Source organism: Loktanella sp. Alg231-35 (assembly GCF_900143545.1).
Classification (GTDB): domain Bacteria; phylum Pseudomonadota; class Alphaproteobacteria; order Rhodobacterales; family Rhodobacteraceae; genus Yoonia.
Map to the genome: position 1 here is coordinate 500,118 of NZ_FREV01000002.1, position 26,932 is coordinate 527,049.

At 57.0% G+C, this 26,932-nt stretch carries 24 protein-coding genes; 20 read left to right on the forward strand and 4 right to left on the reverse strand.

Annotated features, from left to right (window positions below; genetic code table 11):
* Positions 1-16 precede the first annotated feature (16 nt).
* From DHN10_RS06065 to DHN10_RS06105, 9 genes are all read left to right on the forward strand, one after another.
* On the forward strand, positions 17-481 hold the full coding sequence (locus tag DHN10_RS06065) for an Lrp/AsnC family transcriptional regulator (RefSeq protein ID WP_108814537.1): 465 nt from the start codon (positions 17-19) through the stop codon (positions 479-481).
* Positions 482-589: 108 nt separating this feature from the next.
* A complete protein-coding gene (locus DHN10_RS06070) occupies positions 590-1,762 on the forward strand; it encodes an amidohydrolase (protein WP_373456670.1) in 1,173 nt (390 codons plus the stop codon).
* Positions 1,759-2,925, forward strand: a complete 1,167-nt coding sequence (locus DHN10_RS06075; protein ID WP_108814329.1) for a M24 family metallopeptidase — start codon at positions 1,759-1,761, stop codon at positions 2,923-2,925. Before DHN10_RS06070 ends, DHN10_RS06075 begins: the two co-directional genes overlap by 4 nt.
* A 10-nt stretch (positions 2,926-2,935) precedes the next feature.
* A complete protein-coding gene (locus DHN10_RS06080) occupies positions 2,936-3,712 on the forward strand; it encodes a maleate cis-trans isomerase family protein (protein WP_108814330.1) in 777 nt (258 codons plus the stop codon).
* Positions 3,713-3,781: 69 nt separating this feature from the next.
* Positions 3,782-4,882, forward strand: a complete 1,101-nt coding sequence (locus DHN10_RS06085) for an ABC transporter ATP-binding protein (RefSeq protein ID WP_108814538.1) — start codon at positions 3,782-3,784, stop codon at positions 4,880-4,882.
* Positions 4,883-4,966: 84 nt separating this feature from the next.
* A complete protein-coding gene (locus DHN10_RS06090; protein WP_108814331.1) occupies positions 4,967-6,073 on the forward strand; it encodes an extracellular solute-binding protein in 1,107 nt (368 codons plus the stop codon).
* Positions 6,074-6,129: 56 nt separating this feature from the next.
* Positions 6,130-7,785 (forward strand): ABC transporter permease, encoded by a 1,656-nt coding sequence (locus DHN10_RS06095; protein ID WP_108814332.1) that lies wholly within the window; start codon positions 6,130-6,132, stop codon positions 7,783-7,785.
* Positions 7,786-7,789: 4 nt separating this feature from the next.
* Positions 7,790-8,797: an ABC transporter permease gene (locus tag DHN10_RS06100; RefSeq protein WP_108814333.1), complete on the forward strand. Its 1,008-nt coding sequence runs from the start codon at positions 7,790-7,792 to the stop codon at positions 8,795-8,797.
* A 200-nt stretch (positions 8,798-8,997) separates the two neighbouring features.
* Positions 8,998-10,200, forward strand: coding sequence for an aminopeptidase P family protein (locus DHN10_RS06105; RefSeq protein ID WP_108814334.1), 1,203 nt, complete (start codon positions 8,998-9,000; stop codon positions 10,198-10,200).
* 69 nt (positions 10,201-10,269) lie between these two features.
* Here DHN10_RS06105 and DHN10_RS19665 read toward each other — a convergent pair whose 3' ends face one another.
* The gene (locus tag DHN10_RS19665) at positions 10,270-10,422 is read right to left on the reverse strand and encodes a hypothetical protein (RefSeq protein ID WP_159086933.1); all 153 of its coding nucleotides are present in this window, start codon (positions 10,420-10,422) and stop codon (positions 10,270-10,272) included.
* Positions 10,423-10,528: 106 nt separating this feature from the next.
* Between DHN10_RS19665 and DHN10_RS06110 the strand changes: the two genes are divergently transcribed.
* Positions 10,529-11,413, forward strand: coding sequence for a LysR family transcriptional regulator (locus DHN10_RS06110; RefSeq protein WP_108814335.1), 885 nt, complete (start codon positions 10,529-10,531; stop codon positions 11,411-11,413).
* Between the two features lie 34 nt (positions 11,414-11,447).
* On the opposite strand, the gene DHN10_RS06115 is transcribed toward DHN10_RS06110, so the two are convergent.
* A complete protein-coding gene (locus DHN10_RS06115; RefSeq protein WP_108814336.1) occupies positions 11,448-12,290 on the reverse strand; it encodes a LysR family transcriptional regulator in 843 nt (280 codons plus the stop codon).
* 97 nt (positions 12,291-12,387) lie between these two features.
* On the opposite strand from DHN10_RS06115, the gene DHN10_RS06120 reads away from it, so the two are divergent.
* The 8 genes from DHN10_RS06120 to DHN10_RS06155 all read left to right on the forward strand — a co-directional run bounded on the left by DHN10_RS06120 (position 12,388) and on the right by DHN10_RS06155 (position 20,299).
* Complete coding sequence (locus tag DHN10_RS06120) at positions 12,388-12,879, forward strand: flavin reductase family protein (protein WP_234417048.1); 492 nt, start codon at positions 12,388-12,390, stop codon at positions 12,877-12,879.
* The gene (locus DHN10_RS06125; RefSeq protein ID WP_234417049.1) at positions 12,876-14,348 is read left to right on the forward strand and encodes an aldehyde dehydrogenase; all 1,473 of its coding nucleotides are present in this window, start codon (positions 12,876-12,878) and stop codon (positions 14,346-14,348) included. Before DHN10_RS06120 ends, DHN10_RS06125 begins: the two co-directional genes overlap by 4 nt.
* 4 nt (positions 14,349-14,352) lie before the next feature.
* On the forward strand, positions 14,353-15,384 hold the full coding sequence (locus tag DHN10_RS06130) for an LLM class flavin-dependent oxidoreductase (protein ID WP_108814337.1): 1,032 nt from the start codon (positions 14,353-14,355) through the stop codon (positions 15,382-15,384).
* Positions 15,384-15,980 carry an amino acid synthesis family protein gene (locus DHN10_RS06135; protein ID WP_108814338.1) on the forward strand — a complete coding sequence of 199 codons (597 nt, stop codon included), beginning with the start codon at positions 15,384-15,386 and terminating at the stop codon, positions 15,978-15,980. Before DHN10_RS06130 ends, DHN10_RS06135 begins: the two co-directional genes overlap by 1 nt.
* Positions 15,952-16,764: an alpha/beta fold hydrolase gene (locus DHN10_RS06140; RefSeq protein WP_234417050.1), complete on the forward strand. Its 813-nt coding sequence runs from the start codon at positions 15,952-15,954 to the stop codon at positions 16,762-16,764. The genes DHN10_RS06135 and DHN10_RS06140 overlap by 29 nt, the downstream gene beginning before the upstream one ends.
* Entirely contained in the window at positions 16,761-18,449 is a 1,689-nt protein-coding gene (locus DHN10_RS06145; protein ID WP_199910637.1) for a thiamine pyrophosphate-binding protein, read from the forward strand. The genes DHN10_RS06140 and DHN10_RS06145 overlap by 4 nt, the downstream gene beginning before the upstream one ends.
* A 1-nt stretch (position 18,450) precedes the next feature.
* A complete protein-coding gene (locus tag DHN10_RS06150; RefSeq protein ID WP_108814339.1) occupies positions 18,451-18,786 on the forward strand; it encodes a hypothetical protein in 336 nt (111 codons plus the stop codon).
* 172 nt (positions 18,787-18,958) lie between these two features.
* The gene (locus tag DHN10_RS06155; RefSeq protein WP_108814340.1) at positions 18,959-20,299 is read left to right on the forward strand and encodes an MATE family efflux transporter; all 1,341 of its coding nucleotides are present in this window, start codon (positions 18,959-18,961) and stop codon (positions 20,297-20,299) included.
* Here DHN10_RS06155 and DHN10_RS06160 read toward each other — a convergent pair.
* Together DHN10_RS06160 and DHN10_RS19670 are read right to left on the reverse strand one after the other, a co-directional pair.
* Positions 20,296-22,320, reverse strand: a complete 2,025-nt coding sequence (locus tag DHN10_RS06160; RefSeq protein WP_159086934.1) for an acyltransferase family protein — start codon at positions 22,318-22,320, stop codon at positions 20,296-20,298. The genes DHN10_RS06155 and DHN10_RS06160 overlap by 4 nt on opposite strands.
* Before the next feature lie 90 nt (positions 22,321-22,410).
* Positions 22,411-22,755 (reverse strand): hypothetical protein, encoded by a 345-nt coding sequence (locus DHN10_RS19670; RefSeq protein ID WP_159086935.1) that lies wholly within the window; start codon positions 22,753-22,755, stop codon positions 22,411-22,413.
* Positions 22,756-23,369: 614 nt separating this feature from the next.
* On the opposite strand from DHN10_RS19670, the gene DHN10_RS06165 reads away from it, so the two are divergent.
* Both DHN10_RS06165 and DHN10_RS06170 read left to right on the forward strand, forming a co-directional pair.
* Positions 23,370-24,821 (forward strand): tetratricopeptide repeat-containing sulfotransferase family protein, encoded by a 1,452-nt coding sequence (locus tag DHN10_RS06165; protein ID WP_108814342.1) that lies wholly within the window; start codon positions 23,370-23,372, stop codon positions 24,819-24,821.
* Positions 24,822-24,977: 156 nt separating this feature from the next.
* Entirely contained in the window at positions 24,978-26,927 is a 1,950-nt protein-coding gene (locus tag DHN10_RS06170; protein WP_159086936.1) for an outer membrane protein, read from the forward strand.
* Positions 26,928-26,932 lie beyond the last annotated feature (5 nt).

The window sequence follows — 26,932 nt, forward strand, 5'->3', positions numbered from 1 at the left end:
AAACCCGGAAACAGCCATGACAACACAACTTGATGACACTGACCTGACGATTCTGCGCACGTTGCAAGAGGACTGCAAAATCGGGCTTGAGCAGCTGGCCCATGAATGCGCCCTATCGGTGCCTTCGGTTCAGCGGCGGCTAAAGCGGCTGCGCCAATCCAAGTTGATTGAAAAGGAAATTGCGGTCCTTGATCCAACCAAGTTCGATTACAAGATGACCTTTATTGTTTTGGTCGAACTGGACCGCGAAACGCTGCAACAGTTGGACCTGTTCCGCAAACGCGCCAAGGCCGAACCCCAGGTGCAACAGTGTTACTATGTGACCGGAGACGCGGATTTCATTCTGGTATGCTGTGCCAAGGACATGCAAGATTTTGAAGAACTGACGCATCGGTTGTTCTTTGAGAATTCCAATGTGCGCCGGTTTCGGACCTCTGTGACGATGGATCGAACAAAGGTCAGCCTTGGTTTGCCGATTTGAGTGCCATGATGGAAACTTGCACCACAGGCCCAAGTTGCGAGAAAATTTATGCACAATCGGGACAGAGACGATGTTTTGCGGCGCTTTGGCCACGATAGCATCGCCTGAATGAAGCAAACGGGATGGGCAATGCAGGATTTTGACAGCAGAATGGCAGCACTACGCCATGACCTGCACAAGCATCCCGAGCTTGGTTTTGACCTATCCCGCACCAAAAGCATTATCGCCGCCCGCCTGCGCGATCTTGGGCTGGAGGTCAATGAAGGCGTCGGGGTTGTTGGTGTGCTGCGCGCTGGTGATGGAAACCGGGCGATTGGCCTGCGCGCCGATATGGACGCCCTGCCAATCACCGAAACCTCTGTGCATGATCACGCATCGCAAACCTCCGGTGTGATGCATGCCTGCGGTCACGATGGGCATACCGCAATGCTGCTTGGCGCCGCAGAGCGGTTGGCCAGTGATCCGTCGTTTCAGGGCACGGTCGTGTTCATTTTTCAGCCGAACGAGGAACACGGGCTGGGTGCCCGCGCGATGATCGATGAGGGGGTTCTGACCCAGTTCCCGCTTGATGAAATCTACGCCATCCACAACCTGCCCGGTGCGCCCTTGGGCGAGGTTTCGACCCGCGCCGGGATCATCTGCAACAGTGAAACGCTGTTCGAGATTGCTGTGCAGGGGCAAGGTGGCCATGCTTCGATGCCGCAAACCGGTGTGGATGCGATTACCGTGGGGGCAGAGATTGTATCGGCGCTGCAAACCATCGTCGCGCGCAAACTGCCGCCAGCCTCTGGTGCGGTAGTGTCAGTGACAGAATTCACGGCGGACGGTCAGCGAAACGTGCTGCCCGGCAATGCGGTTCTTAAGGGTGATTTTCGTGCGCGTTCCCCGCAAGACCGCGCCGAGATCGAACGCTTTATGCGCCAGATCGCCACCGGGATAGGTGCGGCGCATGGCGTGAGTGTCACGGTGTCATTCGACACACAGTTTGTTGAGACGATCAATGCGGCAGGTCCAGCCGATGCTGTCTATCGCGCCGCCGAGGCCGCCAATTGCCCATTGATCCAAGACAGCGCACCGATGAGCTTTTCCGAGGATTTTGCGCAATTCGCAGCCGAGGTTCCGGGCTGTTTCTTGCTGCTAGGCAATGGTGCGGATGGCGCGCATGGCCAGCCGCTTCATGCCTCGGACTATGATTTCAACGACGCGTTATTGCCGATTGGCAGCGCGTTTTGGGTGGCACTCGTCAAGGATCGCCTGCCGCAACACGGAGGTGCTGCATGACCAACGCACCCGCACGCGGCTTTACGACCGCGGAATTTGCAGCGCGCACCGCCAAGGCACAGGCCGCCATGGGCACGTCGGGGTTGGCCGGTCTGTTGCTGATGACCGAGGCAGAGGTGCGCTACTTTACTGGATTTCATACCCTGTTCTGGCAAAGCCCCACGCGACCGTGGTTCGTGTTCCTGCCCGCGAGCGGCAAGCCGATTGCGATTATCCCCGAAATCGGCGCCGATCTGATGCGCCGGACATGGCTGGATGACATTCGCACCTGGGCGGCCCCTGCCCCGCAGGATGATGGGATCAGCCTGTTGACTGATCTGCTCTTGCCTTTCGCTGCCGCCGGGGCTGCCATTGGGCTGATGAAGGGCCATGAAACCCATCTGCGGATGCCGCTGGGCGATTTTGAGCGGTTGTCAGGGAACCTCAACGGACTGCGCTGGGAGGATGCAACGGATATTGTGCGCGGGTTGCGCATGGTGAAGTCCGAGGCCGAGATTGCAAAGCTTTGGCATATCTGTGCGATTGGTTCTGCGACCTTCGGCGCGGTGCCAGACTTTGCCAAGGTTGGCACCCCGCTCGACGACGTGTTCCGGGCCTTTCGTGGCGAAGCGCTGGCACAGGGGGCCGATGATGTGCCCTATCTTGTCGGCGGCGCAGATCAGGGTGGGTATAGTGACGTGATCTCGCCCCCGTCGTCGCGACCGCTGAAAAGCGGCGACATCCTGATGCTGGACACAGGTGCCACTTGGGACGGTTATTTCTGCGATTTTGATCGCAACTGGGCGCTTGGCTCAGCGGATGACACATCGCGGCAGGTCTACGAGGTTCTGTGGGAGGCCACAGAGGCCGGTATCGCGGCCGCCAAGCCCGGTGCGACCTGTCGCGACCTTTTCCATGCGATGCAAAGCGTTATTGCCCGTTTTGATGATACAGGCGGCGATGTTGGACGGCTGGGGCATGGGTTGGGCATGCAATTGACCGAATGGCCCTCGCATGCGGCATGGGACGACACGATCATTGCCGAAAACATGGTCCTGACGATTGAGCCGTCATTGTCTTATGATCGAGGGCAGATCATGGTGCATGAGGAAAACATCGTTGTGCGACCGACAGGGGCAGAACTGCTGACCACCCGCGCCGCACCAGAGCTGCCAGTGATCTAGGGGGCATGGCATGAAACTTCCATATCAGACAGATAGCGGGATCGGCACGCGGGCCAATTTCGGCGTGATCGTTCTTGAAACGGATGAAACGCTAGAGTATGAATTCCGCCAGATCTTCAGCGGCGACGGGATCGCACTTTATGTCAGCCGTATCCCGATGGTTGCCGAAGTCCGCCCTGATACGCTGGCGCAGATGTTGCAGCATATCCCCGGCTCTGCACGGTTGTTGCCGCCTGCGTTGTCATTGGATGCCATCGGATTTGGCTGCACCTCTGCGGCGACAGTGATCGGACCAGAAAAAGTGGCAACGGCCATCCACACGGTTTGCGGGGATGCCAAAACATCCAATCCGCTTTCTGCGATCATTGCTGCCGGGCAGGCTCTTGGTGCGCGCAAACTGGGGTTTGTGACACCTTATGTTGCCGAAGTTTCAGCGCAAATGCGCGACAGATTGCAGGATGCCGGGTTTGATATTGCGGCTTTCGGATCCTTTGAAGAAGGCCGCGATCCGGTGGTCGCGCGCATCACCCCGGCCTCTATTCTGGCGGGCATCGAAGCGGTCGCCGCCGCGGCCCCCAGCGATGCCATCGTGGTATCCTGCACCAACTTGCGCTGCCTTGACATCATCGCCGAGGCTGAAGCGAGAACCGGCGTGCCCGTGATCACCAGCAATCAGGCGCTGGCCTGGCACATGTTGCAGCTTGCCGGGATTGAAGTAACCGCGTCCAAGTTTGGCCGGTTGTTTGGGCAGTCAAAAGAACCGAAGCGCTTTGGGGTTGCGTCATGAACCTCGGGTCGTTTTAGTATGTGGAACGAAATTGCGGCCACGCAGCCGCGCCGTCAAGGAGATGCCGATTTGGCCACCGCCACTGATGAAAGAGCATTCGTTGAGTTTGAACGTGTGCAAAAAAGTTATGACGGCGAGACGCTTGTTGTAAAAGATCTCAACCTTTCGATGCCCAAGGGCGAGTTTCTGACAATGCTTGGGCCGTCGGGGTCTGGCAAAACCACCTGCCTGATGATGCTGGCGGGGTTTGAGACGGCAACCCACGGCGATATCCGCCTTGATGGTAATCCGATCAACAATATCCCACCGCATAAACGCGGCATTGGCATGGTCTTTCAGAACTACGCATTGTTCCCGCATATGACCGTGGCCGAAAACCTGTCCTTCCCGTTGGAAGTCCGCAAGATGGGTAAATCGGATCGCGAGGCCAAGGTGAAGCGTGCCCTTGATATGGTGCAGATGGGCGCTTTTGGTGGCAGGCGACCTGCACAGCTTTCTGGTGGTCAGCAGCAGCGTATCGCGCTGGCCCGCGCGCTGGTGTTTGAACCGGAGTTGGTGCTGATGGACGAACCTTTGGGTGCGTTGGACAAACAACTCCGCGAAACGCTGCAGTTTGAAATTACGCGGCTTGCGCATGATCTGGGCATCACCGTGGTCTATGTGACCCACGACCAAACCGAAGCCCTGACGATGAGCGACCGTGTTGCCGTTTTCGAGGCAGGCCGCATTCAACAGCTGGCCCCGCCGGATGAACTTTATGAAGCTCCGATCAACAGTTTTGTTGCGCAATTTATTGGCGAAAACAACACGCTAGAAGGCGTTGTTACAGCGATTGAAGGCGAGGCCTGCACGGTCAAACTGGATAGCGGCGATATCATTGATGCCAAACCGGTGAATGTCTCAAGCGTTGGTGAGCGGACCAAAGTGTCGATCCGGCCTGAACGTGTAGAGTTCAACCGCGAGCGGCTGCATGCCGATGCGCATACGCTGAAGGCTGAGGTGCTCGAATTTATCTATATGGGTGATATCTTTCGGACACGCCTACGGGTGGCCGGAACCGATGATTTCATCGTCAAGACACGCAACGCACCTGATCAACGCCGCCTGACACCGGGCGAGCAGATCGAAATCGGCTGGTTGCCAGAAGATTGCCGCGCCTTGGACGCCTAAGGCACGATTGCAAAGCGTTAGCCGCTGCGTTTGGCGGTCAACGCTCTTAGAGAAAATCAGACGCATTCTAACGGGAGAAAAAGAATGAAAAAGTCAATAATTCTAGGCACATCAGCCATTGTTGCTGTTGCTGGCTTTGCCTATGCCGATGGCCATATGGCCAGCGACATGACATTGGTCAGCTGGGGCGGCGCATATCAAGTGAGCCAGCAAAATGCCTATGTCGAACCTTATGTCGCCAACAACGAAGGCGTAACGGCTGTTTGGGACGAAAGCTCGTCCGAGGCTGTGGCCAAGCTGCGCGCGATGAACGAAGCGGGTAACGTCACTTGGGACGTCGTCGACGTGGTTGCCGCTGATGCTATCCGTCTTTGCGACGAAGGCCTCGCACTTGAGATCGACCATGATGAAATGCTGGCAGACGGTGATGACGGGTCATCCGCCTCTGACGACTTTGGTGATCTGATCGTATCCGACTGCTTTATTCCGCAGATCGTGTACTCTACCACGTTCGGCTATCGCGATGATCTGGTCGGTGACACGCCGCCTACAAGCGTCTGCGACGTCTATGACCTTGAAGCCTATCCCGGCATGCGCTCGCTTGAGCGTAACCCAATTGCCAACCTTGAGTGGGCATTGATCTGTGATGGCGTTGATATTGCAGATGTCTACGACGTGCTTGAGACCGAAGAAGGTCAGGACCGTGCGTTCGCCAAGATGGACACCATCAAAGACAACGTGATCTGGTGGTCTGCCGGCGCCGACACGCCACAGCTGCTTGCTGACGGCGAAATCGTCATGGGCTCCACCTACAATGGCCGCCTGTTCAGCCTGATCGAAGAGCAGGATCAGCCTGTTTCGATGCTGTGGGATTGGCAGATGTTTGACCTTGACGGCTGGATCATCCCCGCCGGTCTGAGCGCGGAGCGTGAAGCACGTGCGCTGGACTTTGTCCGCTTTGCCACAGACACACAGCGTCTGGCAGATCAGGCCAAATACATCAGCTACGGCCCTGCCCGTGCGTCTTCTGCACCGCTGGTCAGCACACATGAAACACTGGGTATCGATATGGCACCACATATGCCAACCGATCCTGCCAACTCGGTGAACACCTTCCTGTTCAACTACGAATGGTGGGCTGATTACCGCGACGATCTGGATGCAAAATTCCAGGCATGGCTCGCTCAGTAAATGCATGAACGAGGGCGCGTTTTGGCGCGCCCTCGACATTTAGGATACGTTTTATCATGACAGACGCCACTGGTCCGATCGTTGCTGCGGATGGCCGCCCTCTCAAGGTTAGCCTGAACCGCGCCCTGCGCCGCGAAAAACTGCGCGCGTTCCTTTTGATCCTGCCATTGCTGGCATTTGTCGTGATCTCTTTCATCGCGCCGATTTTTGATATGCTGTTCCGCTCGGTTCAGGATGACATCACATCGCGCACCCTGCCCCAGACCGTCGTGGCCCTGAATGACTGGGATTACACCGGCGAGGCGCTTCCGTCTGAACAGACCTATGAAGCGCTGTACTATGATATGTTCATGGCAGCCGAGGCGAAAAAGCATACCGCGTTGGGCAGCCGCTTGAACTATGAAACCACCGGTATTTCATCGCTTTTCCGCCAAACTGGCCGGGCGCTGGATGACGTCGGCGAAGATGTCATTGAAGCCATGGAAGACGCCAGTGCGGCATTCGACGACAGCGCCTTCTGGGCCGGTCTTTTCCTCACCGAGGATCGCAGTGCGGGCAACAATGCGGCATCGACGCGGGCCTGGGCATCGACCGTGTCAAACCAAGCGCTGCGCCTGCCCGCTGACGTCTATCTGTCAAACGCCGCTGAAGCCGCCCTGCCCAATGCCGCCCGTCAATACGCCGCCTTTGCGATGTTCACCCATACCGTCGATGAAGACGTGCCCGCCGAGGAAGACCCTTGGGAAGCCGTCTGGATGGCTCTCGCCCAAGACCTCACAGCCGGAGCGCTGACCTATGACGGACCAGAGACCGCAGATCTATTGGCAGCACAGACCGCCGTGGCCGGGCCCATGGCAGGTTTCGCCTTTACCGATGCGTTCCTTGAACAGGATGAAGACTGGGGCGATGCCAGCGTTTGGGGCACGATCCAGACATTCTCTTCGCCCTATACGGCTGGCTATTTCCTGACCGCTATTGACCTTGAGCTGACGCCAGATGGCGCGCAGGCGGTTGAGGATGACGTGGCCATCTACGTTACCCTATTCTGGCGCACGATGTGGATGTCGATGACAATCACATTCTCTTGCATCTTGCTGGGCTACCCTATCGCTTGGCTGATGGCGAACCTGCCTGATCGCAGCGCCAACCTGATCATGATCCTTGTGCTACTGCCTTTCTGGACGTCGCTGCTGGTACGCACCTCTGCATGGAAGGTGCTGCTGCAACAACAAGGGGTGATCAATGATGTGCTTGTCTGGGTTGGCCTTGTCGGTGATGGATCGCGATTGGCCCTGATCAACAACGCGACCGGCACGATCATTGCCATGACCCATATTCTGCTGCCCTTTATGATCCTGCCGCTTTATTCGGTGATGAAAGGCATCCCGCCCAGCTATCTGCGCGCCGCGAAATCGCTGGGTGCGACCAACTGGACAGCCTTCTGGCGGGTCTACTTCCCGCAATCGGTGCCGGGCATTGGCGCGGGGTCGATCCTCGTCTTTATCCTGTCCATTGGGTATTACATCACGCCGGAAATCGTGGGCGGCACCAAGGGTGTCTTTATTTCAAACCGGATCGCCTATCACATCTCCAGTTCGCTGAACTGGGGTTTGGCGGCGGCCTTGGGCACCATTCTACTGGTGGTCGTTCTGGCGCTTTATTGGGCGTATGATCGGATCGTCGGCATCGATAACGTAAAGTTGGGGGGCTAGGGCCATGGGATTGCCACCATATGCAACAACCGGTCAGCGGATCTGGTACTACAGCTTTCGTGTGATCTGTGGGTTGATCCTGTTCTTTTTGATCGCACCCATCATCACGATCATCCCGCTCAGCTTTAACGCGCAGGATTTCTTTACCTTCACCCCCGAGATGCTGCGGTTTGATCCTGCGGGTTATTCGCTCAAACACTATCAGGCGTTTTTTGGCACCGAAGGTGCGCCTTGGACCGGGCTGATCGTGGGGGCGTTGATTGGCTTGGCTGTCTTTGCGGCGCTGTTCTACTGGCGCGGGTCCAAGAATGTGCTGCCCATCATCGTGGGCGCTGCCCTTGGTTTGGTGATCGGCAAGATGTGGGGGATTGAGGGGACCGAGTGGATGACCCCGCTTAAGAACTCGCTCAAGATCGCGCCCGTTGCGACGCTGATTTCTGTGTCACTGGGCACTTTGGCCGCCATCGGGTTAAGCCAAGCACATGTGCCGTTCCGCCGTGCCATCATGGCGATCCTGATCTCACCGATGATTGTGCCGCTGATCATTTCGGCGGCGGGCATGTATTTCTTTTATTCGCGGATTGGGCTGCAAGGCACCTATTGGGGCGTTGTGCTGTCGCATGCGGCCTTGGGCGTGCCCTTTGTCATCATCACCGTGACCGCCACGTTAGTAGGCTTTGACAAATCACTGACGCGTGCTGCGGCCAATCTGGGCGCGAACCCGGTCACGACCTTCTTTCGGGTGCAGATGCCATTGATCCTGCCGGGTGTGATTTCGGGTGGTCTTTTTGCCTTTATCACCTCGTTTGACGAGGTGGTTGTCGTGCTTTTTGTTGGCTCTGTCGGACAGCAAACCCTGCCTTGGCAGATGTTCACTGGCCTGCGCGAGCAGATCAGCCCAACCATTCTGGCTGCGGCAACGGTGCTGATTTCCATCTCGGTTGTGCTCTTGGTCACACTGGAACTGCTGCGCCGCCGGTCGGAACGGTTGCGGGGCATGACCCCCGGCTAAATCTGCCCAAGATTTATCTTGATCTGTGCCCCGGTTCTTTTAGAACAAGGGGCACAGGACAGGCGATGGCGTCGCCAGCATATGATATGCACCTCCTGACATCATCTTCCTGAACGCCGGGACTTTTCTTTGCCGCTTTCGCGGTTCTGAGGAGCCTTATGCCTCAGACCGATGCGGCTTCGGACCAAAGGAGCCATTCGATGGATCGCCCAGAGTTTTACCGCTTTCATCAGGGGCAAAAGACCCTGCCCTTCGCAGATGCCGAATACGAGGCGCGCCTTGCCAAGCTGCGCGCGCATATGGCCGCAGAAGGCATTGACGCCTGCGTCTTTACGTCGATGCATTGCGTCGCCTACTACAGCGGTTTCTTGTATTGTTCGTTCGGCAGACCCTATGCGCTCGTCGTGACCGCATCGGAGAACGTCACCTTCAGCGCAGGCATTGATGCCGCCCAGCCGTGGCGGCGCTGCTATGGCGAAAACATTACCTATACCGACTGGGCGCGGAACAACTACTGGCGTGCTATCCGCTCTGTCACCGGTACGGGCAAGACCATCGGCTATGAAGGTGATCACCTGACACTGGCGCAAAAAACACTGCTCGACGAATTCCTGTCGCCCAAGGCAACCGCAGACGTCGCCGCCGCATCCATGCGCCAGCGCATGCATAAATCAGCCGCAGAGATTACGCTGATCAAGGCAGGCGCGCAGGTTGCGGACGTGGGCGGTTATGCCGTCAAGGACGCGATCAAAGCAGGCGTACGCGAGATTGACGTGGCCATGGCCGGCCGTGACGCAATGGAGCTGGAGATTGCCAAGCGGTTCCCGGATGCCGAATACCGCGACACTTGGATTTGGTTCCAGTCTGGCATCAACACCGATGGCGCACACAACCCAGTCACTGCGCGCAAGCTGCAGGCGGGCGATATCCTGAGCCTCAACACTTTCCCGATGATCAGCGGATATTACACAGCGCTGGAACGCACGTTGTTTGTGAAAACGGTCGATGCTGAAAGCCTCAAAATCTGGGAGGCCAACGTCGCCGCCCATGAATACGGGATGAGTTTGCTGCAACCCGGTGCAAGTTGTGCGGAGGTGACCGAGAAGATCAACACTTTCTTTGCTGAACGCGACCTGCTGCAATACCGGACCTTTGGCTATGGGCATTCTTTTGGTGTGCTGTCGCATTATTATGGGCGCGAAGCCGGGTTGGAGTTGCGCGAAGACATCGACACGGTGCTTGAGCCGGGCATGGTTATCTCGATGGAGCCGATGCTGACGATCCCCGAAGGCACACCCGGTGCGGGTGGGTATCGCGAACACGACATTCTGGTCATCAATGATGATGGGAACGAGAACATCACCGGCTACCCCTATGGGCCGGGTTTCAACGTGGTTGGTTAATTTCATCCAGGCGCAGCATGTCGTGCTGCGCCTGATCATTTTGGGCCCGCAACGATGCGGGCAAACACCTTATTCTTTCCACTCATTCAACAAGGTTCGCAGCTCGTGCCGCGTCAATCCGATATCCTTTAGCCACCGGTCGTCCTTGCGCAGCAGCATCCAAGCTGTCGCTTGCCGTTGATCACGCAGGACCTTCAAGTTCTTCCAAAATCTCCAAAGCATCTCTGCCCTCCAGTCCAGTACTGACAGCAGGATTCAACGAACCGTTGACATCAATCAAACGAATAGTAATGATGTATGATATCTGTTTTTCGAATGGGTATATGACATGCGACCACCCCTTGATAGTGACCTGATGCGCAGCTTTCTGGCGGTTGTCGATGCTGGCTCTGTGACCCGTGCGGCGGATCAGATCGGCCGGACCCAATCGGCTGTGTCCATGCAAATCCGCAAACTAGAAGAAAGCCTAGGTCAGGGTATCTTTGTGCGTGAACCGCGCGGCGTCAGCCTGACCGACCGCGGCAAGCAACTGCTGCCCTATGCCCGCCGAGTTGTGGGCCTGCTGGACGAAACGGCAACAGCGTTGCGGGAAAAACCCCTGTCAGGTCCGGTGCGTGTTGGGATCCCGGATGAATATGTGCAAAGCATCTTGCCCTCTGTTCTGGCCTCGTTTTCCCAACGCCACCCCGAAACACAGGTGACTGCACGCTGCGACTTTAGCGCGCCGCAACTGGCCGCGCTAAAGGCCGATAAGATTGATCTTGCCGTGGTTTACGAAGGGTACAGCGAAGATGAGGTAGAGGTGCTGGCCGTCGATCCTACTGTCTGGGTCACATCCGTTTCTCATGCGCAGCATTTGCAACGGCCCTTGCCCATATCAATCTATTTCAGCTCTGACTGGTGTCGCGACTATGCTATTCATTCCTTAGAGCAGATCGGCATGGACTATTACCCCGCCTTCGAGTGCGACACCTCAGGCAGTATGCGCAGCGCCGTCATCAATGGCATTGCAGTCGCACCCTTGGCGCGCAGTTCCATCCCGCCGGGGTGTCGGGAATTGACGGCTGAGGACGGCTTTAACACCATTGATAATGCCCGCGTGGTGTTGCACCGCAATCCGGCCGGCACATCACCCGCGATCGAAGCGATGGTTGTCACATTGCGCGACGCATTCTGTCCGTTGATTAGCGACGGTCAGGACTTTGAAATATAGCAGCTTTCGCCCGGCCCTCAGGATCATGTCGACACTAGACTGACGGCAGGAACTGCGCCAAAGCGTCGTCAAACCACTGCCACCCCTCCAGCTTGCCCTTGTCAAACATCACGTAAATCGCCCGGTCAAACTGCGGCGCATCTGTCAGATGAAACAGATCACCGGCGGCCAGCGCCCCGCCCGCCACACGCGCAGGAAGGTATGCGCTGCCCCCATAACGCAGCAGGTGGTCCAATCCGATTGCCGCATTGCTGATGCTCACACGGGCCGTGCCTGCGTCGGCGAAGGCCAGGGTATGGTCCCTCTCAAACCGCTCGCCTGCTTCGACAAACACATAGTCGGGATCAAAGCGGATCGGGCTATCGGGGGATGTTGACACCAGCATCAATTGATCGGGCTGCAACGCCATCTTTCCGTGTTGTGGCGTCTGCCCAGGACGATAAGTGAATGCCACATCCGACTTCCCTTCGTCCAGCCAGCGCATAACTTCGGATTGGCTGCCCAGCCAGATTGACAGGTGAACCTCTGGGCAAAGCGCCGTCAGCCGCTGCACGAACACCTCGCCCAAGCCCCCCCAGAGATCGTACTCACATGCAAAATTGCAAAACCCCGCTGTGCCCATCGGTATGGCCACATCCTGTCGGGCCTGCTGCCAGAGGGTGCTGATCGAATTGGCATAGCGGCGCAGCTTGACCCCCGCCGCAGTTTGCGTGGCCCCGGACTTATTACGGATCAGCAGGGTTTGGCCCAACTCATCCTCAAGCGATTTCAGCCGGGCCGTGACCGTGGATTGGGTGACGTTCAACACCTCAGAGGCGCGCACAAGGCTGCCCGTTTCGATGATCGTCAGGAAGGTACGGAGTTCTTGCAGGTTCATGTCATAACGGTTCGGATATTTTGCATTTAATGTCCATTATTATTTGATTTCTTGCTTTCATCGCTTGGCGTAACGTAATCACCAGAGGAGAGCCAACATGCAAACCATTGACCGCGAGACCTTCATTGCAGCCATGCGCCGGGTCACAACCAGCGTGAGTGTTGTCACAACGGATGGTCCTGCGGGGCGGCATGGGGCCACAGTTTCGGCGTTTTGCTCTGTCTCAGCTGATCCGCCCACTGTTCTGGTGTGCTTGCATGGCGGGTCGCGGACTGCCGGACTTGTGGGCGACAACGGTGTCTTTCGGGTGAACATCCTGCCCGCTGAAGCCTCGGCAATCGCAGATCGCTTTGCAGGCAAAGACGACGCTGACCTCACAGACCGGTTCGACGGGATCGAGACCACGGGCGATGTGCCCGAAATTGCTGGCGCTACCTCGCTGAAATGCACTGTCACGCAAACCGTGACCGAGGGCAGTCATCTGATCTGCTTTGGTCGCGTCACAGACGTGACCTTGGGGCGCGACATTCCGTTGACATATCTTGCTGGCGAATACTGCCAGACACCCACGTTAGAGGTGCCGCGATGACAGCCCAAACCTATCAGATGTTGATTGACGGGGCTTGGGTGGATGCCGCCAACGGCGCGCGGTTCGATAGCGTCAATCCAGCAACCGGCGCGATCTGGGCCACAATCCCCGAGGCCACCGCAGTAGACGTTGACCGCGCCGTCAAAGCCGCTGCGGCTGCGTTGGAGGGCCCCTGGGGCCAAATGACGCCAACCGCGCGGGGCAAATGCCTGCGCCGCCTGGGTGATCTGCTGGCCGCAAATTCAGAAGCTATCGGCCGGATCGAGACGACAGACACCGGCAAGATGTTCAAGGAAACCGCGTGGCAGGCCACTTACATTGCTGAGTATCTGCACTTCTATGCCGGCGCTGCGGACAAAATCCATGGTGAAACCCTGCCCATCGACAAACCCGATATGTTTGTCTTTACCGACCGGGAACCTGTTGGCGTTGTTGCCGCCGTCATCCCTTGGAACAGCCAGATGTTCTTAAGTGCCGTCAAAATCGGCCCGGCATTGGCGGCAGGCAACACGATTGTGCTGAAGGCCTCAGAACATGCCTCTGCGCCACTGCTGGAATTTGGCAAGCTGATTGCTGATGCGGGCATCCCGGACGGTGTTGTCAACATCGTCACAGGGCACGCAGACCCCTGCGGCAAGACACTCACGACGCATCCTCTTGTGGCCAAGATCGCATTTACCGGCGGTCCGGCCACGGCGCGGCACATCGTGCGCAATTCGGCCGAGAACTTTGCCGAAGTGTCTTTGGAACTGGGCGGCAAATCCCCTTTCATCGTTTTTGACGACGCAGATCTGGATAGCGCCGTCAACGGATCGGTTGCAGGGATATTCGCGGCCACCGGGCAAAGCTGCGTGGCGGGTTCGCGGCTTTATCTGCATGAAGACATTGCCGATGCATTTCTGGAAAAGATGGTCGCAATTGCCAAAAACATCCGCATTGGCGACCCGCAGGCCGATGAAACCGAAATGGGGCCGCTTTGCACCATTGGTCAGTTGGATCATATCGAACAGCAGGTTGCCTTGGCCCGCGACGAAGGAGGCGACGTTCTGTGCGGTGGCGCGCGCCCTGCCCTTGGCGGTCTTTACTATGAACCCACGATCATCGCCTGCCCGCGTCAGGACATGACGATTGTGGATACCGAACTTTTTGGTCCTGTTCTGGCGGTTCAGCGTTTTCGCACTGAAGACGAAGTCGTGGCCATGGCCAATGACAGTGAACACGGGCTAGCGGCGGGCATCTTTACCCGCGACAGCGCGCGCTCCGTTCGGATGTCGAAACGGGTCAAGGCCGGGATCATCTGGGTGAACACCTATCGCGCCATCAGCCCTGTTGCCGCCTTTGGTGGCATGAAATCCAGCGGCTATGGCCGCGAGGCTGGGATGCAGGCCGTCTATGACTACACCCGCCCTAAAACCGTCTGGATGAACCTGTCTGACGATCCCATCGCAAACCCATTCAAGCCGAGGTAGCCCCATGAAATTCCATCTTGCTATCAATCTGGAACGGATGAACGACACAACATCGATGACCGAAGTGCGCGACCATACCATTGAGATGGTCAAAATGGCCGACCGTGCCGGGTTCGAGATTGTCTGGGCCGCCGAACACCATGCGCTTGAGATGACAATCGCCCCCAACCCGTTTCAACTGATGACATGGTGGGCCGATCATACTGAGAATATAGGTGTCGGCTGTGGCGTGGCGAATGCGGCCTATTGGCATCCGATCAAACTGGCTGGCGAAGCGGCATTGGTTGATGTGCTGTCTGGCGGGCGGTTGGAACTGGGTCTGGGATCGGGGGCCTATCAGCGCGAATTTGACCGCATGCACCCCGGTTTGGCACAGAAAGACAGCCACCATTTCATGCAGGAAATGCTGCCGCTGGTGCGCGAGTTGTGGAAAGGCGATGTCGAACATAACGGCGAGAAATGGCAATTTCCGAAATCCACATCCTGCCCCAAGCCTTTGCAAGACAAAGTGCCGATGTGGGTCGCCGCGCGTTCACCCATTACCTTTGACTATGCCGTTGCCAATGATTGCAACGTGATGTGCTGGCCACTTACCATGCCCATGTCCGAGGCCGAGAAATACAAAGGCCAACTGGACGATAGTATCGCCAAGGCCGGAGGCTGGGACGGCACCTTTGCCCTGATGCGGCATACGGCTGTTTACGACAATGAAGACGACCGCACCCGCGTGCTGAGTGCTGTGCGCAGCGCCTTGGGGCGCTTTGGCAATCTGATGATGAAAAAAGGCGATGTGATTAACGGCTTCCCCGAAGTCGTGCCGTTGGAAGAATTGGAAGGCAACGTGCGGGTCGATCCTGCGATGCTGGAAGAGAACCTTGCTCTTGGGTCGCCCGAACAGGTCATTGCCAAGCTGAAAGCCTATGAGGCCTTGGGCGTTGACGCCTTTATCTATTACGCCTCCATGGGGTTGGACATGGAGACGCAGAAACGTTCCATGACCCTGTTTATCAATGAAGTCATGCCGGAGTTTGCCTGATGCCTGCCGAAATTCGCCGTACCATCCTGAACATTCAGGACACCTATATTGAAGGATGGAAGAAGGTCGAAACCCCAACACGTCTTGTCACCGCCATCGTCATCATCAAGAACCCATGGTTCGGACGCGGCCATGTCGAAGACCTGCGCCCCGAAATCCGCGATATCGGGCCCGAGATTGGTGAATTGCTCACCAAAATGATCCTTGATGTGACGGGCGACAAACTCGAAGGGTATGGCAAAGCTTCCGTTGTCGGCATGGGCGGTGAGATCGAACACGCGCAGGCCCTGACCCACACTTTGTGGTTCGGCAACAAATACCGCGAGGCCGTGAACGCCCAATCCTATCTGGTCTTTGCCAACACCCGTGGCGGTGCTGGGACATCGCTGATGATCCCCTTGATGCATAAGGATGATGGCGGTCTGCGCTCGCATTATCAGACGATCCACACATCCGTACAGGATGCCCCGGCCGAAGATGAAATCATCGTGGCCCTTGGTGCGTCCATCGGTGGCCATCCCAATCACCGCATTGGCAACCGCTATCAAGACCTCAAGGAAATGGGCCGTGACGTGGACAACCCCGCCGGTGTCTAAAATCGCGCCAGACGGCACAGCCTACGATCTGTCCGGCCCTGAAAAGGCACCCTGCGTGGTGCTGATCCATGGGCTGGGCCTGTCACGGCAATTGTGGGACATGCATTTGCCTGCTCTCGCTGGCTACCGGGTGCTGCGCTATGACCTTTACGGTCACGGTGACAGCGCACCTGCCCCCTCACCGGCGACGCTCACGCTTTTTGCCCGTCAGATTGCAGGGCTGTTGGCCCAGGAGGATATCGCGCGGGCCCATATCGTTGGGTTCTCTATTGGTGGGATGATCAACCGCCGGTTTGCGATGGATTACCCAGACAAGGCGGCGTCACTGGCCATTCTCAATTCTCCCCATGATCGCGGAGAGGCGGCCCAACTGGCCGTAGAAGAACGTGCCAAATCTGTGCGTGATCAAGGTGCGTTTTCTACCTTTGATGCCGCACTGAAACGATGGTTCACGCCCGGCTATCTGGCAAACGGAGATGGCCCTGCGCGCGTCCGTGCATGGCGCGAAATGGTAGATGCGGAAACCTATGCCCAGACAGCTTGGGTATTGGCCCATGGGGTGCGCGAACTAATTGCACCTGATCCCCCCATCACCCTGCCCAGCCTTGTGATGACCTGCGCACATGACAGCGGATCAACGCCGCAGATGAGCCATGATATCGGGTCAGAAATCGCTGGATCCCAGACAATCATCATCCCCACATTGCAGCATCTGGGCCTGATAGAGGACCCGACTGCATTCACCAATCCCATTCTAGATTTCCTTAAGAAGGTGCCGACATGACGACCCAGATGAGCGGCGGACAAGCCGCAATTGAAGCGCTGAAAGCCGAAGAAACCAGCCATGTCTTTGGCCTGATCGGTTCTGCCACGATGGAGATGTTCGACGCGCTTTATGATGCCAAGGGCATCAATTTCATCGGTGTGCATGACGAACGCACCGGCACCCATATGGCGGATGGGTTTGCACGGGCATCGGGCAAGGCGGGCGTCGTGCTGGCTGGTCAGAACGGCCCCGGTGCGACCAATCTGGTGACTGGGCTGTCGCAGGCAAGGGCGGCGTTTTCGCCCGTTGTTTCTATCGCCGGCATGCTGGCACAGGGACATATCTACCGCGATGCATTCCAAGAGGTGGATCAGCAATCCCTCTTTACGCCTGTCACCAAGAAAACATGGACCGCGCCTTCGGCAGATCGTGTGCCAGAGCTGTTTCGCGAAGCGTTCCGCACCGCCCTGTCACCGCGTATGGGCCCGGTGCAGTTGAACCTGCCGCGCGATGTGCTTTCTGCGCAGGCCGAATTCGCACCAATGCAGGCCCCACAAGGCTATCGCAACATGTCGGTGCCCGCAGGCCACCCCGATCAGATCGCCAATGCCGCGAAACTGCTGGCAGGTGCCAGCCAGCCCGTGATCATCGCGGGTGGCGGCATCAAGAACACACGCGGGCATGCAGCGGCGATTGCGCTGGCCGAGGCGCTGAACTGCCCCATCGTGACCTCTCCGGGGCATGGCGATGCCATCCCCTTTGGCCATCCGCTGAACGCAGGCCAAATGGGACCGCGCGGCAACGCCGTTGCCTCGCGGTTGGTGAAAGAGGCTGATGTGATCCTTGCCCTTGGCACGCGGCTGGGGTTTAACGCCACCTTCTATACGTATGATAACATTAACAAAGATGCGCATATCATTCAGGTGGAACTGGAACCGACAGCTATCGGGCGCTTCTTTCCGGTGACGCTTGGCATTTGGTCTGACGCACGCACCGCCGCCCAGCAACTGACCGCAGCCCTTGCGGGGTTGGCAGATCGTCAACGTGCTGACAATTGGACAGCAGCGTTTCAGGCAGAGCGCAGGGCCTTTCTCGCGCAGCGCGACAAAGATGCGATTGAGACCAATCCAACCCAGCCCTCAGGTCTTTTCAAAGCCCTGCGCGCTGTTCTACCGCAAGATGCGGCGATCACAATGGACGCTGGTACGCTGTGCCTGCAAGCCACCGATGCACTGAATTATTGGACCCCCGGCAGCCTTTTCACGCCGCTTGATTTTGGCCTTGTGGGTTTCTCGTTCGCTTGTGGGCTTGGCGTCAAATGCGCCCAACCTGACCGCCCTGTCGTCAGCCTGATGGGCGATGGCGGCTTTGGTATGACGGTGAGCGAGCTGAGCACTGCGGTTGATCACGGCATCAATACGGTCACGGTGGTCATGAACAACCAATGCTGGGGGGCCGAGAAGGCCTATCAGCGCGATTTCTTCAACGGGCGCTACATCGGTGCGGATATCTCTAGCCCGCGATTTGACGAACTGGCAACGCTTTATGGCGCAAAAGGCTATCGTGCCGACACATTGGCCGAGGTTGGGCCCGCCATCGAAGCGGCCCTTGCCTGCGGCAAACCAGCCGTTGTTGATGTGGCTGTCGATCCCAATGCGCTTTATTCCTTCCGGCGCGACAGTTTCAAACACAGAGGCGGCTAAGATGATCACACGTTACGCGATATTCGGCGGCAAAGTGAAAGACGGCAAAGAGGCCGAGATGCGGGAATGGGTCACTGAGCACCTGACCCCGCTTTGGCGCAAATTCGCCTGTGCCGAAGAGGTCCGCGTGCTTTATGGCATTGATCAGGACCCTGATGGGCCTGTTATCCCGCTGATCCTTGCCATCACCTATGCCGACCGCCCGGCAATGGAAATCGGTGTGAACAGCCCGGCGCGACATGCCGCCAAGGCGCTGTTGCCCGAACTTTACGAGCGGTTTTACGACAAGGTTGAGCTTTGGCACTATCTGATGGATCGCGAACAGTATTTCGACTGACACGCCCTATCTGGACGCAGCCGTGAAAATCGCATAGACGAACCACAGATCACTTCCTCAAAAGGACCAAAACCATGGTGTCCCCGTCGCTGGCCTGATGGCCCTCTGAACATAGCGGAGCATTGCTCCTATTCGCGACTTTGACGTCGGGCATGGGCCCGACAGGTGACCCATGACAGATCAAACCCTGACACGACAGGCGCCCACGCGCGCCGAATATTGGCCTCTTATCCGGCTTGCCGTCCCTTTGATGGCAGGCCTTGCCGCAGCCCTGCTAATCGGCGTGGTCGACACTGCAATGATTGCGCCGCTTGGCACCGTGCCACTGGCCGCAGCCGGGGTGACAACGGCCGTTCTGATCATCATGATTTCAGCCCTTTGGGGCGTAATCACCGTCATTTCGGTCCAGATCAGTCAAGCTGAAGGGGCCGGTGATCCGGCCCGCGTCGCACTTGCCCTGCGCAGCGGCATGTTGCTGTGCCTGATTGGTGGCATGGGCGGCGCAGTGTTGATGGTGGCGCTTTATCCGCTGCTGGGGCCATTGGGCCAACCCGCAGAGGTGCTGGCGATCCTACTGCCCTATTGGGTATCCATGGCGATCTGGGTGATCCCGTTCACTCTCTTTTTTGGGATCAAGGCACTTTATGATGCAGTTGACCGCCCATGGCTTGCGGTGGGCCTGTCTTACCTTGGCGTCGTCTTCAATGTGCCTGCGAACTACACGTTCATCCATGTTCTGGACATGGGCATTCTTGGGGCGGGACTGGCCAGTATTCTGTCGCAATGCGTCTCGCTCTTGGCCGCTGTTGTTGTCTTTCTGCGGGCACCCGGCCTCGCGCCCTTCCGCCAAAAGGTCACGGTTGCCATGGCAGACGTCTGGGCACAGTTGAAAGAGGCACTGCCGCTGTGTCTGGGTTATGCAGGCGAAGGCGGTGCCTACGCGATAGTAGGCCTCATGATGGGCTGGCTTGGGGCCGAGGCCCTCGCGGCACATCAAATCGTGAACGCATTGGCCGGGCTGGCCTATATGATCCCGCTTGGCATGGCGGGGGCGGCATCAATCCGCGTTGGTTTGGCTGTCGGGGGCGGAAGCCGGGTGCGGTTGCGCCCGATCCTCAAGGCCTCACTTGTGATTGTCACTCTGTGGCAATGTCTGGCGGCCACAATCTTCTTTACTGCGGGCCGTGCGATGGCAGAGACGATGTCATCTGATCCAAGGGTGATCGAACTGGCCGTTGTGCTGTTCATTATGGTGGGGCTTTTGCAAGTGGTCGACGGCATTCAGGGCACCACACTGGGGGCTTTGCGGGGCATGTCCGACATGAACCGGCCAACGGTGATCACATTGGCCGCCTATTGGCCGCTTGCCTTACCCGCCAGCTATCTGCTGGGTTTTGTGCTTGATTATCAGGCAGTTGGGGTTTGGTTAGGGTACACTCTGGGACTGGTGGTCGCAGCGATCGCCCTGCCCTGGCGGTTCTGGGCGTTGACGCGATCAGGTGGCAGCGGCTAGCCGCCGTTGTGATACATCGCCACCGGATTAAAGATATCCGAGATCCGCCGGACCATCGAAGCAGCCATGTGGTTGTTATCGAAGTAAAGCGGCGCGCCATCCATCATCAGCGAGCAGGCATCAGCATCACAAAGCCGCTCGTGGGTGCGCAACAGCGTGATTGCACCGTCCTGCTCTAACCGGTCAAGCAGCGCAATCATCGGCCCCTGGCGGGTCTCTAGCGCAGCTTTCCCGACCGTCCCGATCTGGGCCAGCACATCATCAGACAAGCGGCCCGTCAGTTGGTTCATCACAAAGATACGCGCGTTGAACTCCGGAAACTCTGGCGGCTGTTCGATGACAAAAACCTTGAGACCCTTGCCACGCAATTCCTCAACGGTACGTTCAAACCGTTCCATATAGACAGTATATTGGTCGGCCGCAGGATCATAGTCACTGCCCACTGGCCAGACCTTGATCTCGTTCTGGATATCGACGCCAGTGCCGGTGCCGCGCCCATAGTAAGACCAGCGCCCAAGGATGATAACGGAATCGATCCGGTCGTCCTCTGCCACCAGACGTTTGACGGCGGCATTCCTGCGCTCACAGGCCAAATCGGTGGCCGCAGTCGCAACATATTCATCAACCCGCGCATCAAAGAGCGCCGGACACCCCCCGCTCCAGACCATCAGGGCGTCAGCGTCGGGCAACGAGTCCTGAAAGGCAAAGCGGTAGGTCGGCGAATGCGAGTCACCCCAGATCAGCGTATAGTGGTCTGCATCAAACGGCGCGCCAATCTCGCAATACTCGATATCCTTCAGCCGCGAACTGGCGCTGTCCAGCACGCAATCCGACGCGATATCGCCAAAAAGATCAGTCGCCGCAATTGCCGCCTGCGTCCGCGCGTCAAAGCGGTTCGGCATGCCGTTCTGCAAGAAGATCACAACACCTGCCGCCATCAGCACGGCAGACAGCGCAGCGGTTGAACCAAAGACCGACCATTTCGTGGTGTAAAATCCGAAAGCCCCTGTGCGGAACGGTGTTTCCACAAAGCGATAAGTCAGATGGGAAATCACAAGCGTGAACGACAGAATGGCGGTCACTTCCAGCGCGCCGGTGCCGTTGGTGTCGGTGTAGCTGTAGATCACGAAAAGCGGCCAGTGCCACAGGTACAGCGCGTAAGACAATGTGCCGACATAGACCATCGGCTTGAGCGCCAGCAGCTTTTGCGCCGAGGTCATGCGTTCACCATCAAGCTGAATGATCAACCAAGTGCCGACACAGGCCGGCACAGCAGCCAACCCCGGAAACTTCATTGATGGTTCATAGATGAACATCGGCACGAGGATCAGCAAAATCCCCGCCCAAGCCAGCACTTCTCGCGGCAGGGTCGCCTTGAATTTGGGCAGATTGTAGCAGCCCGTGGCAATCATAATGCCAAGGCCCAGCTCCCAAATGCGCAGCGGGAACATGTAGAAAGCAAAGCTCTTGTCGAACTCGATCCAGATCACTGCGGCGACAAAGGACGCGATGCTCAATACAAGGAAGGTAAAGAAGAACTGACGCCTGCTCATCCATGCCAAAAGGCCAACGACAACGGGAAAGAACAGGTAAAATTGTTCTTCGACAGACAGCGACCATGTGTGCAGCAACGGTTTGAAATGGGCGGCCGTGTCAAAATAGCCGGTTTCGCGGTAGAACTGCACATTCGACAGATAAAGCGTAGCGGACGCAAAGCTCTTGGCGAATTCCCGTAAATCGGCGGGCAGCAGGAACATATATGACAGGATCAACGTCACGATCAGCATCAGAAAATAGGCTGGGAACAGGCGGCGCACGCGGCGATAGTAGAACTCGGAAAAGACGAACTTGCCCTTCTCCACCTGATCGAAGATGCGTGACGCGATCAGAAAACCTGAGAGCACGAAAAAGACTTCGGGACCAGTGAATGCCCCTCCAAATCCCGGAATGCCAAGGTGAAAGAAGATGATCGTGATCACGGCTACAGCACGCAGGCCATCAATATCTGGACGGTAAATCACTGACACAAATCCTTCTTCGCAGAACCACAGACAGCTGTGGGGCCATCTTGAAACGCTGCTGTCCCAATGGAGAGCAGCGGGGCATCTGGACTATGACAATTCATCTTTGCAAGGGTGTCGTGAAACATGGGTACTCAAAACAATTGTAAACAAACACTTCGGGGCTCCGACCGGGCAATGCACCGGTGTTGCAAACGAGACGGCGCAAGACATGCCCCAAGATGCCTCACAATGAAAGTCCAGATTGCCTGATTTTGCAAAGCGATCAAGTGTTTCTTCCACGACTTGACAAGGCAGCGCATCAATGAGGCGTAAAAGCCGGGATTGTTCGTCTGCGGAGGCTGGAGCTGGGTCGTCCTTACTCCACGCCGTTAGCCCTTGATCCCAGGCCGCCATCATCCATTTCAAGGCGGTCGGAGCTTCTTCTTCGGTCACCAAACATCGTCCAGACTTGAAGTTCTTTTTTATCGAGAGGTTCAGGAGAACAAACGCAAAAGCGCGTGGTTGCCACATTCCTAAAACCGAAAGGCCACCAAAGGGGATCCGAACTGTTTCGGGGAAACGACTATAAGACCACATAGTCAGGGGTTTTATGATCCGAGACGATGATGGTTGGCCTCAAGCTAAGAAATGAAATCTGGCATTCCCGTTGTCGGCGTTGCCTTATCGGCAGTGCGGCGAAAACCCGAAGGCTTTCCGAAATATCAGACGTTGGCGTCAATGCAATTTACTCCGCGCTTCGTTCGTCGCTCGGCAATGCAAGGCCGTTAGTCGGATTTATTGCTGCGCAATTTCGGATTACGGACAGTCAATCCTCATCGTCTAACAGGTCTTCTCCCACAGACTGCGAATTCGCCGTGGCCAAGATTTTTGCAACTGCAGCGAATGGCAGCTTTGTGGATTGCGACAGCAGCATCGTTACACCGCGTTCAGAGACGGCTATGGGCCGCTGCTGCTGCTACAAATGCACCACGGGATAGGCTTGGGGTCAGGGCATCGATGGCTCTTTGAACTATCGATTGCGCGTCAACTGGTGTAACGATCCGAGCATGGACCAGATGAAGCAAGTCAAGACGAGACTAAGGAAATCGCCGAAGGCCCCCGACCTCTTGACTGAGTATGGGCGTCTTTGTCTGCAAAATGGTGATATCTGGTCTGCACGCGCCGCCTTTCGCAAGGCGAACGCACACGCGCCGGGTGTTGTTGAGTTTCTTAACAATCTTGCGGTTGTCGAGTTGAAGACAGGGCGGCCGGACCTTGCCCTGTTGCTGATCGTTGACAGCCGCAATCGATCGCCCCGCGATGCAGGCAGCGTGAAAGTTCACTATGAGGCACTGATGGCACTCGGGCGATCTACCCAAGCGCGCGCGATCCTCGAAAAGGCAAAATCCGATGGGCTTAACACTGCTGAGGTTGACCTTGATCTGGCCGAAACGTTTGTCGCCGAGGGTCACTTTGCACAAGCCGGGGAAATTTACAAAAGGCTCATGGCAGCATCGGTACCCTCTGCAGGCGCGTTTTGGGGAATGGCTCAGGTGCCAAAGCAGGATTTTTTGCCCACTTGGTGGAACGCGCTGCAGACTCTGATCGATGACCCGCGCACACCACGCTCGCAATTACTTCGGCTGCTGAAGGCCCGAGCAATCTTGAATGATCGGCGCGGACAGTTTGACGCCTCTATTCAAGATCATTCGATGTCTAACCGACTGCAGTATCAAAACAGCGCGCCTAACACCTTCGGATATCCAGCACTCGACGCGGTTCTTGCCCAGCAGACTGTCACTCCGCGGTCTTCAGGCGTGGAGACTGATCGACCGATCTTCGTTATTGGCATGCCGCGATCAGGAACTACCCTCGTCGAACAAATCCTAGCCTCACACCCCGACATTCATGGCGCCGGCGAGTTGATTTTTTTCAGAATGCAAGCGCAGCGGGAACGCACAAAGGTGTTGGGGAAACGTGACACCCAAGGCATTGCCCAAGCATATCTGGGTTTGTTGTCGACGCATCATTCGACGGCCATGCATGTGGTCGACAAAATGCCGAGCAACTTTGAAAACATTTGGCTGATCCGCGCTTGTTTTCCTAATGCGCGCATCATCCATTGCAGGCGTGACCCGATAGCCACGTGCACGTCGCTCTTTACCAATCCGATGGGCGGCGCGCATCGCTACCTCAGCGACCTCAAAACACTGGGGCAAAAATACGTTTGGTATGAGGAGTTAATGCAGGTTTGGGCCAATCGGTATCCGGGAAGTATTTACGACATTCACTATGAAGAGCTCATTGCTAATCCCGAGGAGCAAGTGAGAGGTCTTTTGAGCCACCTTAACTTGGATTGGGATGATCGGTGTTTGCATTTTTGGCAGACGGAACGGCCTGTGCAGACACCCAGTCGCGCAGATGTTGCGCGCCCAATACATACTGAGGGTCTATCGAAATGGAGGCGGTACGAACCATTTCTCGCTGACCTCGTAGCAGCTCTCGAAATGCACAATTAACCACAAGTCGAACAAATTCTTGACGCAAAGACGCGATTTAGAATGAGCAGACTGATCGTCAATGATGTGAATTATGCGTCAGGCGATCGGGCATCGACACTCAGTTCTCGCCTTGTTGAAAGTTGCACAATGAAAATCGCTCGCCGCTCACTTCTTTTGTCTACTAGTCTCGCGTCTATGGTCTTGGCATTGCCAGCCAGTTCACAAGGTCTTCAATCTGCTGAGACGAATTGGACCGGTCTTTATGCCGGTGCCGGGACTGACCTGTCTTTCGCCGGTCATTCCGCCAGCACCGACTATGGCGGGACGTACGGAGGGTACATTGATCCGGTTGCTACGGCGACGTTCGGGCGAAACTGGCAGTCGGGCAACCTGGTGTATGGCATCGAGTCCTCCGTTTCCGGTCCCGGTCGGGACGGTGAAATCGATTGGTATGACGACGACAGTTACCAAAACCGTTATGAATGGAATTGGTCCGCGACCCTCCGGGGCCGTGTCGGTGTAACTGCGGGGGACGTTCTGTTGTACTCCGCAGCTGGTGTGACCGTCGCGGATGTCACACTGGATGCTTGCGAGCAAGGGCGCTTTGACGACACTTGCGCGGCAAACTCCTACTCGACCTTTGTTGATGACAGGTTGAAAGGCTTTACGGCTGCCATCGGAGCAGAGGCTGCCTTCACAGATCGCCTGAGCGGCTTTCTTGAGTATTCCACAACCGCGTTCGAGGCCGAAGTCGTGGGCCAGAACCGCAATGGTGCCGACACCGAAGTCACCCCGCATGGGATCAACAGCGAAGCGCTGCGCGTTGGTCTCAACTATAGCCTTGGTGGCAGCAGACGTTCTGACCCCGTGACGGTGAACGCAGCCGACAGCATGTGGGGTGGCGGCTACGTCGGCCTGCTTGGTACATACGGTATGCTCACAAACCATTCCGGCCTCTATTACGGCGGCACAAGAACAACCATTGCGGACCAAACGCTTGGTGTTGTGGGCGGCTACAACGTTCAGCGCGGCAACTTTGTCTATGGACTTGAAGCAGATGTGTCAGGTGCGATGGAAGCCGACAAAATCTGGGGCGACGACTATCTGAGCGACCATAGCTGGAATTGGTTGACGACAATCCGCGGTCGTGCCGGGATTTCCACAGGTTCTGCGCTCTTTTACACGACTGCAGGATTGGCCTTTGCTGACTTGGAACTTGGTGCATGCGAAGGCGATGCCGATGAAACCTGTGCGGATAGCGGCGCTGACTACGATAGCCGCTATTCCGGAGTATCGACCGGCCTTGCTGCCGGGTTTGGTGTTGCTGTGCGCCTCAACGAGCGCACCGCGGTGAACGCCGAATACACCTATGTTGGGTTCCCGTTTGAAACCGGTGCAGACGCGCTGACGGAAACCGACGGTGAATCAGACTACCCAGGGCCGCACACCGCAGAGGCTCAGATGTTCCGCATTGGCGTCACCTACAGCTTGGGCACGGCGTCGTCTGGCCGTGCTGAGCCGCTGCATGATTGGTCGGGCTACTACGCTGGCCTATTTGCGTCTGGAAATCTTCTTGGCGTTGCAGGTGGCAGCTACTACGGCAACCCTTCAATCATGGAAGAACACGGTGCATTCGGCGTGAATGCCGGCCGGAATTGGGAGCGTGGGAATTTTGTCTTTGGCGTAGACGCCGAGATCCAAAGTGGCACCGGGCCGACGGCGTCCACGTACTATGATGAGGATGACTATCTCAACTCCGGTGAATGGAACTGGTCAGGCGCAATCCGCGCGCGTGCCGGCATTGCGACAGGCAATGCGCTCATTTTTGCAACGGGTGGTGTCGCCATCGCGGACACGGATCTGTGGCACTGCTACGAGCTGGAGGAATGTTTCGACCCATCTGACCTGAACGATGAATCAGACTCGTATTTTGAAGACGTGCAGTACGGTCTGACCGGCGGTTTCGGTGTCGAATATGCCATCAATGATAGCACATCGATCATCGGCGAGTACCGCATGACGCAATTTGGCGCGCAGCGCGGCGATGGCCTGACCGATGATGACTATGCGGATCACACCACTTGGTCACAGATGGTCAAAGTCGGGGTGAATTACTCTTTCTGAGGACC